Consider the following 15,913-nt stretch of genomic DNA (forward strand, 5'->3'; position numbering starts at 1 on the left):
AGAGTCAGGTCGCATTATACGTATGCAACCCGTCGATAGCGACGCACGCTCAGTGCGTTTTTCGCCAGCCTGCTAGCCAGACTACCACTCCGCCAGCCATCAGCCAGGCGGGCATCATCTGCCAGTCCGGACGGTTGATCAGCAGCAGCGTACCGCTCAGCAGCAGCGTTGCGCCAATCCCAAAGAGATAGCGTGACTGCCCCTGGCGAACGCGGCTGGACTGAAGTTCGCGGGCGATTTTATCCATGCTGTGCTGAAGGTTCTTGCTCTGACGCAAACTGTCATAAACCAGTTCAGGAATTTCAGGCATTTTTTCTATCCAGAACGGGCCTTTCTCTTTCAGCGAGCGCACCAGCGCCGGAATGCCTACCTGATCCTTAATCCAGGATTCAAGGAAAGGTTTCGCGGTCTTCCACAAGTCTAACTGAGGATAGAGCTGTCGGCCTACACCCTCAACGTAAAGTAATGTTTTCTGGAGTAAAACTAGCTGTGGCTGAACTTCCATATTAAAGCGGCGAGCCGTGTTGAACAGGTTTAACAGCACATGCCCGAAGGAAATTTCCGCCAGCGGTTTTTCAAAAATAGGTTCACAAACGGTCCGGATCGCGAACTCGAACTCTTCGACGTTGGTGTCCGGCGGCACCCAGCCGGAATCGACGTGCAGCTCGGCCACCTTACGGTAGTCGCGGTTGAAGAACGCGATGAAGTTCTCAGCCAGATACCGTTTATCTTCCTTGTTCAGCGACCCCACAATCCCGCAGTCGATACCGATATACTTCGGATCCTCAGGATGCTCGTAGCTTACGAAGATATTGCCCGGATGCATGTCCGCATGGAAAAAGCTGTCGCGGAACACCTGGGTAAAGAAGACCTGTACGCCACGTTCAGCCAGGAGCTTCATGTTCGTTCCCTGTTTCTCCAGGGCCACCACATCCGAAACCGGAATACCGTAGATACGCTCCATCACCATCATATTCTGGCTGCAGTAGTCAGAATAGACTTCAGGTACATAGAGCATCGGGCTGTTTTCAAAGTTGCGACGCAGCTGAATGGCGTTTGCCGATTCGCGCAGCAGGTTAAGCTCATCAATCAGCGTTTTTTCATATTCCCGCACCACTTCCAGTGGACGAAGGCGACGCCCGTCCGGCAGCAAGCGTGGCACCCAGCGCGCCAGCCGATAAATCAGCTTCATGTCCGCTTTGATGACTGGCAGGATGTCCGGACGAATGACTTTAATAACGACTTCTTTGCCGTTTTCTTTCAGACGCGCGGTGTGCACCTGCGCGATAGAGGCCGATGCCAGTGGCTTAATATCGAAATCGTCAAACCAGGTCTCGACGGGGACATTTCCCATCGCCTCTTCAATTTGCTTTTTCGCGCGCGCGCCGTCAAACGGTGCAACGCGATCCTGCAGCATCGCGAGCTCATCGGCAATCAGAGGCGGGAAGAGATCGCGGCGAGTCGACAGCATCTGCCCGAATTTAATCCAAACCGGGCCGAGCTCCTGCAGCGCCAGGCGCAGACGCTCACCCAGCGGTTGACCTTTATGGCGATTGGGCATCCAGAAGAGCATCCGCCGCCAGATACGAAGCGGCAGCGTGATACGCATTTTGGGGATAAGCTCGTCGAGCCCGTAGCTCAAAAAGGTGCGAATAATAAAATAGAGGCGCCGAATTTCACCAGGCGTCATTTGCCCTCCAGTTTTTCCAGCCGTTTGGTTAACGCATCAACTGCACGTTCAACAGCAGCGGTCTCTTCCGCAAACCATGCAACTTCCAGTGGCCCGGGCGCCATTCGCCACTCCTCAGTCAGCACTTCCGCCGCATAGCGTTGCTGGCGCTGAAGGCTTTTACGCACAAAGGAGGCGCCACCATGAAGGACTTTCCCGATACCTTCGGCGGCAATGTCGCCGATAAAAGGCGCGAGCAGCTCCGCCGGATCGAACTCCGCCAGATCGGTGAGCGCAACGAAGTTCTGCACGACCTGAATGTCGCCCTCCACTTCCAGCTCACCGCTGCGGATAAGCGCCGTTAACTGCTGGCGATCACGCAGTTTTGGCAGCACGCTCATGTGCGTGATGACCGAGCAGTCGGCCTCACCTTCCCACGCCCCCAGAACGTCAAGCTGACGTTCGCTGAATACCAGCACAAGCGGCGTCGATAACTCTTTTAAAACAATGCGTAATACCTTCCCGTTAAGCCGCTGACGTGCAGCTTTCAGCGCCGGGGCGCGATACAGAAAAGCGTTCAGTACATTCTCGACGCCTGCGGAGACTAAGGGTTTAAAGGGCACGGGACACCTCCACTCAGAATTTGTAACCGCGATGCAGCGCGACGACGCCCGCCGTCAGGTTGAAATATTCAACATTTTCAAATTCTGCATCCTGCATCATGGCTTTTAATGTGTCCTGATCCGGGTGCATACGGATAGATTCCGCCAAATAGCGGTAGCTTTCAGCGTCGTTAGCCACCAGCTCACCAATACGCGGCAGCACGTGGAAGGAATAGGCGTCGTAGGCTTTGCTCAGCGGCTCAATGATCGGTTTAGAGAACTCGAGCACCAGCAGACGTCCACCCGGCTTCAGCACGCGGTACATGGAGCGCAGCGCTTTTTCTTTATCGGTCACGTTACGCAGACCGAAAGAGATCGTGATGCAGTCAAAGGTATTGTCCGGGAATGGCAGCGCTTCGGCATTTGCCTGTACATACTCCACATTCCCCACCACGCCGATGTTACGCAGCTTTTCGCGTCCCATTTTCAGCATGGAGTCATTAATATCGGCGAGAACTACGCGACCGGTTTCGCCCACCAGACGGGAGAATTTCGCGGTTAAATCGCCCGTGCCACCGGCTAAATCCAGCACCGTTTGTCCACGACGTACGCCGCTGCAGTCAATGGTGAAGCGCTTCCACAAGCGATGAATGCCGAACGACATCAGGTCATTCATCACATCGTACTTCGCCGCCACGGAATGAAATACGTGGGCCACCATGTCAGCTTTCTGCGCTTTGGCGACAGTCTGAAAGCCAAAGTGCGTTGTGTCTTGTGAATCGTCAGCCATCTCAGAGCCTGCTTATCAGTAAAATGTTCGTGAAGTGTAACAGATTGGGCGCGTTTGCCCTACGTTTCAACCACCGCGAATGAAACGCGCTGGAGTCTCGTCTGGTGACAAATCCGCCGCTAACGTGTTGTCTTCACTGTTTGTATTTTGTTCATCAGAACCTTCTCGCAGGCGAAATTCGTCGTCCTGGGCGGTGGCCTGTTCGACCAATTCCGGATTAATCTCGCGTTTAACCTCAACCCCCAGGCTGCGGAATGATTCAGCCTGTGCCAGCAGATTGCCGCGTCCGGAGGCGAGTTTTTTCATCGCCTGGCGGTAGTTATCCTGCGCACGATCCAGGCTCTGCCCGACTGAAGACATGTCGTCCACGAAGAGGCGCATTTTGTCGTACAGCTTGCTGGCGCGATCGGCAATCTGCTGCGCGTTGCGGCTCTGGTGCTCATAGCGCCACAGGTTCGCAATGGTGCGTAACGCCACCAGCAGCGTGGTGGGGCTGACCAGCATAATGTTATTTTTGAGCGCTTCGGTGATAAGTTCAGGCTGTCTGTCGAGTGCCAGCAGGAACGCGGGTTCTACCGGGATGAACATCAGGACATAGTCCAGCGAGCGCAGACCCGGCAGCTGCTGGTAGTCTTTTCTGCCAAGCAGGCGAATATGATTACGCACGGAGGCAATGTGCTCCTGCAGCGCAGACTCGCGGGTGTAGTCATCGTCCGCATTAAAGTAGCGTTCATACGCCACCAGCGTCATTTTGGCGTCAATCACCACATCTTTACCCTGAGGCAGCCGCACGATGACATCCGGCTGCATACGCGAGCGGGCATCGTTTTCGATACTCACCTGCGTTTCGTATTCGTATCCTTCGCGCAGACCAGAGGCCTCCAGCACGCGGGTCAGCACCACTTCTCCCCAGTTGCCCTGGGTTTTGTTATCCCCTTTCAGCGCGCGGGTCAGGTTGACCGCTTCCTGCGCCATTTGCGCATTCAGCTGCTGAAGATTGCGAATCTCATGCGCCAGCGTGTGTCGCTCGCGGGCTTCCTGACCAAAGCTGTCCTGCACCTGACGGCGAAAACCGTCCAGCTGTTCGCGCAGCGGCGTCAGCAGGCTGTTCAGGCTCTGGCGGTTCTGTTCGTCAACGCGGCGGTTGCTGTGCTCAAAAATTCGGTTGGCGAGGTTCTCAAACTGTTCGCTGAGGCGCTGCTCGCTGTTGATCATCTGGCGGATTTTGTCTTCCGCATGCAGCTGGGTGGATTCAAGGCGGGTAGTGACTTCGCGGAGATCGGCCTCCAGCGAGGTGTTAATGTCTCGCAGGTTACGCAGCTCGTTGTTGAGCAGTTCGCACTCGTCGCGCCAGTGTTCGCTCAAAGCAAGCTGCTGTTTTGTCGCGCTTAAATCGGCGACCATCTCTTCTCGCTCGGCCAGCTGGTCGGCCTTCTGCTGTGCATGCTGGTAGCTGGAAATTAGCCAGCCAACCCCTAAGCCCACCAGCGCAATCACCGCGTAAATCAGGATTGAGATATCCACAATGCCCCCTGCATCAACGTATTACCCGCACAAAATAGAATTGTGCTGTATAAACGTCCAGTTTGAAAGGGTTTTCCTGCGAGGCGCTACGCAAAAAATAAAGGCCGAACGCGTCGGCCTTTGATTTCAGAAGAGAGGATTAGATCAGGCGACGCGCTGCTTCCACCACGATTTTCACTGCATGACTTTCGGTCTGCTTCATGGTTTCGGCGTTCGGGATCTCCTGCTGGGTGCGGTTGACGATCACGCCCGCCACCATACCGGCACGCAGACCCTGGCTTGCGCACATGGTCAGCAGCGTTGCGGATTCCATTTCGTAGTTCATCACGCCCATGGACTGCCACTCTTCCATTGAGCCTTTGAAACGGCTAACCACGCGGCCTGAGAAGGTGTCGTAACGCTCCTGGCCCGGGTAGAAGGTGTCGGAAGAGGCGGTGACGCCCACGTGGGTGGTTGCGCCCACGGATTTCGCGGCTTCAACCAGCGCGGTGGTGCATTCGAAATCAGCCACTGCCGGGAATTCCATCGGTGCAAAGTGCAGGCTTGCGCCGTCCAGACGAACGGACGCGGTCGTGACCAGCACGTCGCCGACGTTGATGTGCGGCTGGATAGCGCCGGTGGTGCCGATACGCAGGAAAGTACGGATGCCCAGCTGTGCCAGCTCTTCAACAGCAATAGACGTAGACGGACCACCGATACCGGTAGAGCACACGATCACCGCTTTGCCATCCAGCTCTGCGCGCCAGGTGGTGAACTCACGATGGGCAGCCAGCTTGACCGGCTTATCCATCAGCGCGGCGATCTTTTCCACACGCTCAGGATCGCCAGGGACGATAGCGAGCGTAGCCCCTTGTAAATCGTTTTTGGTGAGGCCGAGATGAAAAACATCAGACTTAGACATAGGTGACTCCTCTGTGGGTCGGTTAGTCAGAAGAAGTAAAACGGTACTTTACAGAAGCAGTAAGCATATTTTCGTGACACACCTCACCATGAATGAAAATTATTACATTGAATTTCCATAAAAAAGTGATTCACATCACATTAACAAGTTATAACGCCAGGTGCTGCACAAAAGATAGACCGTTTAAGGCACTGTGAGTTGTTAACCTGGTGTCTATATTTACCTTTGCGCTAACTCATTGGTACGGAGAATGCCATGACTGAAAAAACCGGTTTTGCACCTGCTGCGGCCCCACATGCTTCAACCATCGTGTCGACGCCAGAAGCGGCAATTACCGCGGGCGAGACCTCCATTCCCTCGCAGGGGGAGAATATGCCTGCTTATCACGCACGGCCAAAATCAGCAGACGGTCCGCTGCCCATCGTGATTGTGATTCAGGAGATATTTGGTGTTCACGAACACATTCGCGACCTCTGCCGCCGACTGGCGCTGGAAGGGTATCTGGCCGTTGCGCCAGAGCTCTACTTCCGTCAGGGCGATCCGAACGACTACAGCGATATTCCAACACTGCTCAGCAACCTGGTGAGCAAAGTCCCGGACGCGCAGGTGCTGGCCGATCTCGACCACGTCGCCAGCTGGGCGGCGCGCAACGGCGGCGATCCGCATCGTCTGCTGGTCACGGGTTTCTGCTGGGGTGGACGCATTAGCTGGCTGTATGCCGCGCATAACCCGCAGCTCAAAGCCGCTGTCGCCTGGTACGGCAAACTGGTGGGTGAGAAAACGCTGAATTCACCGAAACATCCCGTCGATATCGCCACGGAGCTAAACGCCCCCGTGTTAGGGCTTTACGGCGGTCAGGACACCGGTATTTCTCTGGATTCGGTAGAGACCATGCGCCATGCGCTCCGTGCGGCCAATGCGAAGGCAGAGATCGTGGTGTATCCGGATGCCGGGCACGCGTTTAACGCCGATTATCGTCCGAGCTATCACGCAGAATCAGCCAAAGATGGCTGGCAAAGAATGCTGGCGTGGTTTAGCCAGTACGGCGGTAAGAAAGCGTAATAAAAAAAGCCCGGTGGCGGCTATGCCTTACCGGGCCTACGCATCATCAAGCCTGACGCAAGTTTTGCGCCGCCTTCACCATGTTCGCCAGCGCCGCGCGCGTCTCCGGCCAGCCGCGGGTTTTCAGTCCGCAGTCCGGGTTCACCCACAGGCGCTCTGCCGGAATGCGCTGGGCCGCTTTTTTCAGCAGGGCTTCAATCCACTCCACGCTCGGCACGTTCGGGGAGTGAATGTCGTACACGCCCGGCCCGATTTCATTCGGGTAGTCGAACTCTTCAAACGACTCCAGCAGCTCCATGTCTGAACGCGAGGTCTCGATGGTGATCACGTCGGCATCCAGCGCGGCAATCGAATCCATGATGTCGTTGAATTCGCAGTAACACATGTGGGTGTGGATCTGGGTGTCGTCCTTCGCCACCGCGGCGTTGATGCGGAACGCCTCCACGCCCCACTGCAGGTAGGCATCCCAGTCGCTGCGGCGCAGCGGCAAGCCTTCGCGCAGGGCCGGTTCGTCAATCTGAATAATGCCAATGCCTGCCGCTTCCAGATCCGCCACCTCATCACGCAGCGCCAGGGCGATCTGTTTGGCAATGGTTTCACGAGTCACGTCTTCACGCGGGAACGACCAGCAGAGAATGGTCACCGGACCGGTGAGCATCCCTTTTACCGGCTTGTCGGTCAGGGACTGGGCATACTTCGCCCACTCCACGGTGATCGCTTCCGGGCGGCTGACGTCACCGATAACCACCGGCGGCTTCACGCAGCGTGAGCCGTAGCTCTGCACCCAGCCGTTCTGGGTAAAGACAAAGCCGTCCAGGTGCTCACCGAAGTATTCCACCATGTCGTTACGCTCGGCCTCGCCGTGCACCAGCACGTCCAGCCCCAGGCGTTCCTGCTCGATAATCGCCTGCTTGATGTGTTCCGCGATGCCGGTGCGGTAGTGATTCGCATCCAGATTGCCCTTTTTAAAGTCCAGGCGCAGGCCGCGGATCTCCGTAGTTTGCGGGAAAGAACCGATCGTCGTTGTTGGCCACGCGGGCAGATTGAAGCGGGCGCGCTGCGCTTCGGCGCGCACCTCGTACGGGCTCTGCCGCTGGCTGTCCCGGGCGGTGATGGCCGCCAGGCGTTTTTCCACCGCCGGGTTGTGCACGCGCGCCGAGTGACGGCGCGCCTGGGTCGGCGCGCTCCATTCGGTAATCGCCGCCGTGTCGCCGCTGTTCAGCGCGTCGCGCAGCAGCGTCAGCTCTTCACATTTTTGCAGGGCGAAAGCAAACCAGCTTTTCACCTCGGCATCCAGACGGGTCTCTACGCTCAGATCGATCGGGCTGTGCAGCAGCGAACAGGACGAGGCCACCCACAGCTCACGTTTGCCGACGATGTCTTTGATTTGCGCGTATTTCTCGGTGAGATCGGCGCGCCAGACGTTACGGCCGTTGATCAGCCCGGCAGAGAGCAGCCAGTCCGCTGGCAAACGCTTGTGCAGCTCCGCCACATCATCTTTACCGTGTACGAGGTCAACGTGCAGGCCCTGGACCGGCAGCGCGGTAATGGTCTTCAGGTTCGGCGTCACGCCTTCAAAATAGGTCGTCAGCAGGAGTTTTACCTGACCGGTGAGCGCGTCATACGCCGGTTTGAAGGCATCGAGCCAATCCTGCGGCAGCTCAAGCACCAGCGCCGGTTCGTCGATTTGCACCCACTGAATGCCGCGTTTGCCCAGCTCACTCAGTACCTGTTTGTAGACCGGCAGAATATCCTTCAGCAGGCTGAGTCGGTCAAACGGCTCGCCCTTTACTTTGCCCAGCCACAGGTACGTTACCGGCCCGAGCAGCACCGGCTTCACCTGGTGGCCCAGCGCCAGCGCTTCATCCACTTCGTCCAGAAGCTGCGTCCAGGCCAGCCTGAACTGCTGACCTTTGACGAACTCCGGCACCATATAGTGATAGTTGGTGTTAAACCACTTGGTCATTTCCGCCGCTGCCGCTGGCTCACCCGTCGGCGCGCGGCCACGGCCGATGCGGAACAGGGTATCGATATCTACCGATCCATCTTTGTTCTGATGACGAGCCGGCACGTTGCCAAGCAGCAGGCTGGTCGTCAGAACATGGTCGTACCAGGCGAAATCGCCCACCGGCAGCAGGTCAATGCCCGCCTGTTTTTGCTGATCCCAGTGGCGGGCGCGCAGCTCGCGTCCTGCCGCCAGCAGTTCTTCACGGGTGGCATTACCCGCCCAGTAGCTTTCTTGCGCTTTTTTCAGCTCGCGACGCAGGCCGACGCGAGGGAAACCGAGAGTGTGATTGCGGATTGTCATGGTGTGCCCCTTGTGAAATTCGTTATTTAGACGTCCAGATGTTTACACTTCTATAATTGGCAGGTACTGTATATTCCTCAAGCGCAATATGTTCATGGCGAAGTGAAGGACTTTCATGATCGAGATTAAACACCTGAAAACGCTACAAGCGTTGCGGAACTGCGGTTCGCTCGCGGCGGCTGCGGCCACGCTGCACCAGACCCAGTCCGCCCTTTCTCACCAGTTCAGCGATCTGGAACAACGCCTCGGCTTCCGTCTTTTTGTGCGTAAGAGCCAGCCGCTACGCTTTACGCCGCAGGGTGAAATTCTTCTTCAGCTGGCGAATCAGGTACTGCCGCAAATCGCGAGCGCGCTGCAGGCGTGTAACGAACCGCAGCAGACCAAACTGCGCATCGCCATTGAGTGCCACAGCTGTATTCAGTGGCTGACCCCCGCGCTTGAAAACTTCCGCCAGAAGTGGCCGCAGGTGGAGATGGACTTCAAATCCGGTGTGACCTTTGACCCGCAGCCGTCGCTGCAGCAGGGCGAGCTGGATCTGGTCATGACCTCTGACATCCTGCCGCGCAGCGGCCTGCACTATTCGCCGATGTTTGATTATGAAGTGCGCCTGGTGCTGGCGCCGGACCACCCGCTGGCCGCCAAAACGCGCGTCACGCCGGAAGACCTGGCGACAGAAACGCTGCTGATTTATCCGGTGCAGCGCAGCCGCCTGGATATCTGGCGCCACTTCCTGCAGCCGGCAGGCATTAGCCCGCAGCTGAAAAGCGTGGATAACACCCTGCTGCTGATTCAGATGGTGGCGGCCAGAATGGGTATCGCGGCGCTGCCGCACTGGGTGGTGGAGAGTTTTGAACGCCAGGGTCTGGTGCAGACCAAAACCCTGGGTGAAGGACTGTGGAGCCGACTGTACGCCGCCGTGCGCGATGGCGAGCAGCGTCAGCCGATTACGGAGGCGTTTATTCGCTCAGCGCGGAACCACGCGTGCGACCATCTTCCGTTTGTGCGGAGCGCGGAGCGACCCATCGGCGATGGACCCACAGCGAAGCCAGGATCACCGCTCCCCCAATAAGGAAGCTCGGCCAGTGCGGCTGTTGCTGCCAGATGGCGAGATTGACCAGCAGCCCTGCCGGGACATGCACGTTGTTCATGATCCCCAGCGTACCGGCGTCTACCTGCGTAGCGCCGTAGTTCCACATGAAGTACCCCAGCCCTGACGCCACTACGCCCAGCCAGACCAGAACGCCCCACTGCACGGCGGTGGTCGGCAGCTTTTGCGGATTACCGAGCATAAACCACGCCACCACCGCGACAATCGCGGCGCCCATATAGAACCAGGCAAACGCGTTATGCTGCGGCATCGGGCGGGTTTCCATCAGGCGTTTGTAGCCCACCATGCCGATGGCGAAGCTGATGTTGGCAAGCTGGACGAACATCAGCCCGGTCCAGAAGTGATCGCTGACTTTGTCATAGCGAATAATCGCCGCGCCGATCACCGCCAGCGCGGCGCTCAGCAGGTATCCCCAGCGCAGACGGCGTCTGCTGAGCAGGTCATAAATCAGCGTGATATAGAGCGGCGTCAGCACGGTAAAGAGCAGGAATTCAGAGACGGACAGGTAGACGTAGGCCCGGAAGCTGAACAAATACATGATGCCGAGCTGCATCGCTCCCACCAGCATATACAGCACAATCGTTTTCAGCGATTGCCCGCGCGCGCGCAGAAACGGCAGGAACACCAGCGCCGCCAGCCCCACGCGCATCAGCACCGAGAAGTAGCTGTCGACCGAACCGGCAAGGTATTCGCCAATCAGGCTAAAGGAGAAGGCCCACAGGATAGTGGTGATAATGAGTAGCGCCACAATGCTTGTCTCTCAGAAAGAAGGAGAGGCATTGTAGCGAACTCTTTAGTTGACAACTGAGCAATAAACAACCGAATGAAGATTATTCAAGGAACAGTTTGCGCAGATACTTCGGTACCGCGTTGTCAGCGTTAGAACCAATCACTTCCAGCTCAGGGTGCAGATCCTTCAGACGCTGGTGCGCGTTCTGCATGATGCAGCCCTTGCCCGCCATCGAAAGCATCTCGGCGTCGTTCATGCCGTCACCGAAGGCGATACAGTCTTTCAGCCCGAAGCCCAGACGTTTCGCAACCGCTTCCAGCGCGTGACCTTTAGAGACGCCTCCCGCCATTACTTCCAGACAGGTCAGGGTTGAGAAGCTCACGTTGACGCGATCGCCCCAGCGGGCGTTGATCGCCTGTTCCAGCGGGAGCAGCTCTTCGTGGCTGTCACAGGTGAAGAACACCTTGCTGATCCCTTCCGGCTCCAGCAGGCCAGGTTCGTAAAGGGAGTAGTTGAATACCGCTTCCTTGAAGAAACGCATTTCGTCCGGGCGGTGGCGGTTCATAAACCAGTCGTCGTCGCGGTAAACATTAGTGACGATAGCCGGGTTGTTATGCACCACGCCAAACAGATCGGCGGCAATATCGCGATCCAGGTTGTGGGTAAAGATCAGGTTGCCGTCGGTATCATGCACGCGCGCACCGTTGGAGGTGATCATGTACGATTTGATCTCAAGATTATCGCGGATCTGCCCCACGTCCACGTGGTGGCGGCCGGTGGCGAACACAAAGTTCACGCCACGGGCAGTCAGGAGTTTTAAGGTCTCTTTCGCGTAAGGCGACAGGGTGTGGTCGGGGGAAAGCAGCGTGCCATCTAAATCAGATGCAACAACCTGGTACATAGGGATTTCAACCTCTGGTGGAAAACAAGAATCAATTATGCCTGTTGAAAAATTCAACAATGGCGTTAAGCGCGACTGAGCGCATAGCGTCCTTTTCAAAAAGGATCTCATGGAACGCGCCGTTAATGACCAGCGGTTTACCCCCTTCACAAGGGTGACCGGCTGCAGCGCGCAGTTCACAATAGCGGTCATGCATGCGGTTATCCACCACACGCTCTTCTTCCGCCTGGATCAGAAGCGTCGGCGTGTCATCATCGCCTACGCCCGCCAGCACCTGCTCACCGGCCAGAATCCCCTCCCGCACCCAGTGCCAGGTCGGGCCGCCGACGCGCAAGCGCGGTTCATCGGCATAAAAGCGCAGGTTGCGGCGATAACGCTGCCGGCTGTGGGTTAAGACGTTGATGGCGAACGGCAGCGCGCGCCAGCGTCCTGTGCCAATGGCATAACCTTCACGAATGCGCTGATGGCCCTCAGCCCAGTCAAGAAGATGGCGCACCATCCAGTCAGGAAAACGGATGACGATACCGTACATCGGCGCGGTGAGCGCAATGGCGTCGCACTGGTGCGCGTAACGCTGCAAAAACAGCGTCGAAATGGCGCCGCCCATGGAGTGCGCAAGAATATACCGCTTGCGCCAGGGGCCAGGCTGAACGTCCTGCTGCCAGAACGCGGCAAAATCATCGACGTAATCGCTGAAGCGATCGACGTGCCCACGGTGCGTGTCCGGCAGCATACGTCCGGACAGCCCCTGTCCACGATGGTCGATGATCAGGACATCGAACCCCATATGGACCAGGTCATAGGCCAGCTCGGCGTATTTAACGTAACTTTCAATACGCCCAGGGCAGACCACAATCACCCGGTCATTTTTTTCATTTCGGAAACGAACGAAACGCACCGGGACGCCCCCGATGCCCGTAAACTCATCTTCCTCACGCTGCCGCCAGAAATCGGTCAGCGGCCCCATAGAGAAAGCAGCAAAAGCGTTTTCTCGTGTTTCCCAGTCCTTTTTCTGCTGAAACATTGGGTTTCCACTCACGTAATCCAGGGAATATCGTTTTTTTCGTCACCGGTCACAAAATGACTCAATAATAGCGTATTGTGGCATAAAAATAGACGGTTCGGGAGTTTCAAATGACCTTCGAATGGTGGTTCGCCTACCTGCTGACATCCATTATCCTCAGCCTTTCTCCGGGTTCGGGTGCTATTAACACCATGACCACCTCCATCAACCACGGCTACCGCGGTGCGGCAGCGTCGATTGCCGGTTTGCAGACCGGGCTGGGCATTCATATTGTGCTGGTCGGGATCGGTCTGGGGACCCTGTTCTCCCGCTCCGTGCTGGCCTTTGAGGTGCTGAAATGGGCCGGGGCAGCGTATCTGATTTGGCTCGGCATCCAGCAGTGGCGCGCGGCAGGCTCCATCAACCTGAATACGCTGGCTCAGACGCAAAACCGCGGCCATCTGTTTAAGCGTGCGGTGTTCGTCAACCTGACCAACCCGAAGAGCATCGTTTTCCTCGCCGCGCTGTTCCCGCAGTTTATCGTTCCGCATCAGCCGCAGGTGATGCAGTACGTGGTGCTCGGCGCGACCACCATTATCGTCGACATCATCGTGATGATTGGTTACGCGACGCTGGCGCAGCGAATTGCGGCGTGGATTAAAGGGCCTAAGCAGATGAAGGCCCTGAATAAAGTCTTTGGTTCGCTGTTTATGCTGGTTGGCGCGCTGCTTGCGTCAGCGCGTCACGCTTAGCGAGAAATGATGAGATGAATGCCGAAGCCGGCGAACAGCGCGCCGGCGAAGCCGTCAATCCACTTCGCGATACGCTGGTAGCCGCGGCGCATCGCCGGTAAGGCGAACAGGCTGGCCACGATGGTAAACCAGGCAAAGGTTTCAACGACGATCAGCAGGAAGATGCCCCAGCGTGCGCCCGCGCCGACGCTATCGCCGACAAACAGCGAGAACACCGAGCCGAAATAGATAATCGCTTTTGGGTTCGCCAGATTGGTCAGCAGCCCTTTTACAAAGCTGCGGCCGCCCGTAGCCAGCTCCACCTTCGGCTCTTGCGGTTTTTTCTCTTCTTTCTTCAGCGCCCCGCGCAGCATCTGGTAGCCCATCCAGCACAGGTACAGCCCGCCGCCGACCATAATGATGTTATGCAGCCAGGCCATCTTCGCCAGGATAAGGTTCAGACCGAGCAGCGCAACGGCCGCCCAGACCATAACGCCCATGGTGATACCGAGCACGCCCATCATCGCCTCTTTGCGGGAGCGGCTGACGGCCGTTTGTGATACGAAGAAAAAGTCCGGGCCGGGGCTCATCAGCGCAACGATGTGCACTAACGCCACGGTGAGAAATAGCATTAACATAATTAGCTCGCGGGGAAATAATTTAGTGAGTCATCATCCTGGCACTTTTTCGCCCGGCTGACTACTCCTCATCATCACCGTCGGCGTGAGAGCGGATGAGCGCCATAAACTCTTTACCGAAGCGCTCCAGCTTGCGCGTTCCCACGCCGTTGACGCTGAGCATCTCGCTGGCGCTGAGCGGCATCTGCTCGGCCATCTCGATCAGCGTCGCGTCGTTGAACACCACGTAAGGCGGGATGTTTTCTTCGTCGGCGATGGCCTTACGCAGCTTGCGCAGTTTGGCAAACAGCTTGCGGTCGTAGTTGCCGCCGTAGGATTTCTGCATCACGCGTGGCTTCAGGGCGATGACGCGCGGCACGGCGAGCTTGAGTTCAACGTCACCGCGCAGGACCGGACGCGCCGCCTCAGTCAGCTGCAGGGCGGAGTGCTGGGCAATGTTCTGCGTGGCGAAGCCGAGGTGGATCAGCTGACGAATGATACTCACCCAGTGTTCGTGGCTCTGCTCCTTGCCAATACCGTAGACGGGCAGCTTGTCGTGGCCCATATCGCGGATACGCTGGTTATTGGCGCCGCGCAGCACCTCCACCACGTAGCCCATCCCGAAGCGTTGATTCACACGGTAAATGGTCGAGAGCGCTTTACGCGCGTCCATCAGGCCATCGTACTGTTTCGGAGGATCGAGGCAGATATCGCAGTTGCCGCACGGCTCCTGGCGCCCTTCACCAAAGTAGTTGAGCAGAACCAGACGACGGCAGGTTTGCGCTTCGGCAAACGCGCCCATCGCGTTGAGCTTGTGGCGCTCGATATCCTGCAGCTGTCCCTGCGGCTTCTCTTCCAGACAGCGGCGCAGCCACGCCATATCGGCCGGATCGTAAAACAGCATCGCTTCCGCAGGCAGACCGTCACGCCCGGCGCGGCCGGTTTCCTGATAGTAGGATTCGATATTGCGCGGGATGTCGAAGTGCACCACAAAGCGCACGTTGGGCTTGTTGATCCCCATCCCAAACGCCACCGTTGCGACCACGATCTGCAGGTCATCGCGCTGGAATTTCTCCTGCACGTCGGCGCGGATGTGGTTCTCTAATCCGGCGTGATAGGCGGCGGCGCTAAAGCCGCGGTTTTGCAGACGCGCGGCGGTGTCTTCCACCTTCGCACGGCTGTTACAGTAGATGATGCCGGACTTGCCGCGCTGCTCCTGGACGTAGCGCAGGAGCTGATCCAGCGGCTTGAATTTTTCCATCAGCATATAGCGGATGTTAGGGCGGTCGAAGCTGCTGACCTGAATATAGGGGTCGTTCAGCCCGAGCAGACGAACGATGTCCAGACGGGTGGTGTCATCCGCCGTGGCGGTAAGCGCCATAAACGGCAGCTCGGGGAAGCGCTGACGCAGCTGGCCGAGGGCCGCGTATTCCGGGCGGAAATCGTGTCCCCACTGGGAAATACAGTGCGCTTCATCCACCGCCAGCAGGACCGGATTCCAGTGCGCCAGGTGGTCGAGGAAGTTATCCAGCATCAGGCGTTCCGGCGCGATATACAGCAGGCGGATCTGCCCGGTACGACAACCGGCCATCACCTCTTGCTGCTGCTCCCGGGTTTGGGTCGAGTTGAGACAGGCCGCCGCCACGCCGTTGGCGAGCAGCTGGTCAACCTGGTCTTTCATCAGAGAAATAAGGGGGGATACCACGACCGTCAGGCCGTTAAGCACCAGCGCGGGCACCTGATAACAAAGGGACTTGCCGCCACCGGTCGGCATCACCACCAGGCAATCACGACCTTCCAGCACCGTTTCAATGATGGTTTCCTGGCCGGGGCGGAACTGCTGGTAGCCAAAGGTTTCATGCAAAACCTGTTTAGCCAGCGACTCCTGATTCAATACTTCCGCCTGCGCCACGTTAACCCCATATGCCAGAAATGAAACAGGCGCTATTTTCAGCGCCTGAGAGAGA

14 protein-coding genes are annotated in these 15,913 nt (G+C 57.5%); 3 read left to right on the forward strand and 11 right to left on the reverse strand.

The window, feature by feature from the left end; translation table 11 throughout:
- Positions 1 to 49: 49 nt before the first annotated feature.
- From ubiB to udp, 5 genes are all read right to left on the reverse strand, one after another.
- The gene (ubiB, locus tag LBF07_RS10445) at positions 50 to 1,690 is read right to left on the reverse strand and encodes a ubiquinone biosynthesis regulatory protein kinase UbiB (RefSeq protein WP_094935548.1); all 1,641 of its coding nucleotides are present in this window, start codon (positions 1,688 to 1,690) and stop codon (positions 50 to 52) included.
- The gene (gene ubiJ / locus LBF07_RS10450) at positions 1,687 to 2,292 is read right to left on the reverse strand and encodes a ubiquinone biosynthesis protein UbiJ (protein ID WP_094935547.1); all 606 of its coding nucleotides are present in this window, start codon (positions 2,290 to 2,292) and stop codon (positions 1,687 to 1,689) included. Before ubiJ ends, ubiB begins: the two co-directional genes overlap by 4 nt.
- A 13-nt stretch (positions 2,293 to 2,305) precedes the next feature.
- Positions 2,306 to 3,061, reverse strand: coding sequence for a bifunctional demethylmenaquinone methyltransferase/2-methoxy-6-polyprenyl-1,4-benzoquinol methylase UbiE (ubiE, locus tag LBF07_RS10455; protein ID WP_023309612.1), 756 nt, complete (start codon positions 3,059 to 3,061; stop codon positions 2,306 to 2,308).
- Positions 3,062 to 3,127: 66 nt separating this feature from the next.
- A complete protein-coding gene (gene rmuC / locus LBF07_RS10460; protein WP_033146890.1) occupies positions 3,128 to 4,585 on the reverse strand; it encodes a DNA recombination protein RmuC in 1,458 nt (485 codons plus the stop codon).
- Between the two features lie 139 nt (positions 4,586 to 4,724).
- Complete coding sequence (udp, locus tag LBF07_RS10465; protein WP_003860792.1) at positions 4,725 to 5,486, reverse strand: uridine phosphorylase; 762 nt, start codon at positions 5,484 to 5,486, stop codon at positions 4,725 to 4,727.
- A gap of 255 nt (positions 5,487 to 5,741) precedes the next feature.
- Here udp and LBF07_RS10470 point away from each other — a divergent pair, with 255 nt between their 5' ends.
- Positions 5,742 to 6,548, forward strand: coding sequence for a dienelactone hydrolase family protein (locus tag LBF07_RS10470; RefSeq protein WP_023333795.1), 807 nt, complete (start codon positions 5,742 to 5,744; stop codon positions 6,546 to 6,548).
- A gap of 46 nt (positions 6,549 to 6,594) precedes the next feature.
- On the opposite strand, the gene metE is transcribed toward LBF07_RS10470, so the two are convergent.
- A complete protein-coding gene (metE, locus tag LBF07_RS10475; protein ID WP_033146892.1) occupies positions 6,595 to 8,856 on the reverse strand; it encodes a 5-methyltetrahydropteroyltriglutamate--homocysteine S-methyltransferase in 2,262 nt (753 codons plus the stop codon).
- Positions 8,857 to 8,971: 115 nt separating this feature from the next.
- Here metE and metR point away from each other — a divergent pair, with 115 nt between their 5' ends.
- A complete protein-coding gene (gene metR / locus LBF07_RS10480; RefSeq protein WP_033146893.1) occupies positions 8,972 to 9,925 on the forward strand; it encodes an HTH-type transcriptional regulator MetR in 954 nt (317 codons plus the stop codon).
- Here metR and LBF07_RS10485 read toward each other — a convergent pair.
- The 3 genes from LBF07_RS10485 to pldB form a co-directional block, all read right to left on the reverse strand.
- Positions 9,813 to 10,712 carry a carboxylate/amino acid/amine transporter gene (locus tag LBF07_RS10485; RefSeq protein WP_094935545.1) on the reverse strand — a complete coding sequence of 300 codons (900 nt, stop codon included), beginning with the start codon at positions 10,710 to 10,712 and terminating at the stop codon, positions 9,813 to 9,815. The genes metR and LBF07_RS10485 overlap by 113 nt on opposite strands.
- Positions 10,713 to 10,794: 82 nt before the next feature.
- Positions 10,795 to 11,595 (reverse strand): sugar/pyridoxal phosphate phosphatase YigL, encoded by an 801-nt coding sequence (gene yigL, locus LBF07_RS10490; RefSeq protein WP_029741831.1) that lies wholly within the window; start codon positions 11,593 to 11,595, stop codon positions 10,795 to 10,797.
- A 31-nt stretch (positions 11,596 to 11,626) separates the two neighbouring features.
- Complete coding sequence (gene pldB / locus LBF07_RS10495) at positions 11,627 to 12,619, reverse strand: lysophospholipase L2 (protein ID WP_033146896.1); 993 nt, start codon at positions 12,617 to 12,619, stop codon at positions 11,627 to 11,629.
- Between the two features lie 110 nt (positions 12,620 to 12,729).
- On the opposite strand from pldB, the gene rhtB reads away from it, so the two are divergent.
- Positions 12,730 to 13,350, forward strand: a complete 621-nt coding sequence (gene rhtB / locus LBF07_RS10500; RefSeq protein ID WP_008501533.1) for a homoserine/homoserine lactone efflux protein — start codon at positions 12,730 to 12,732, stop codon at positions 13,348 to 13,350.
- Here the strand turns inward: rhtB and rhtC are convergent.
- Positions 13,347 to 13,967, reverse strand: coding sequence for a threonine export protein RhtC (rhtC, locus tag LBF07_RS10505; protein WP_025757538.1), 621 nt, complete (start codon positions 13,965 to 13,967; stop codon positions 13,347 to 13,349). The two genes, rhtB and rhtC, sit on opposite strands and share 4 nt — an antisense overlap.
- A gap of 61 nt (positions 13,968 to 14,028) precedes the next feature.
- Complete coding sequence (gene recQ / locus LBF07_RS10510; RefSeq protein ID WP_029741834.1) at positions 14,029 to 15,858, reverse strand: ATP-dependent DNA helicase RecQ; 1,830 nt, start codon at positions 15,856 to 15,858, stop codon at positions 14,029 to 14,031.
- Positions 15,859 to 15,913 lie beyond the last annotated feature (55 nt).

Origin of the sequence: Enterobacter cloacae complex sp. ECL352, from assembly GCF_020149545.1 — a bacterium.
In the GTDB taxonomy this organism is placed as follows: Bacteria; Pseudomonadota; Gammaproteobacteria; order Enterobacterales; family Enterobacteriaceae; genus Enterobacter; species Enterobacter asburiae_B.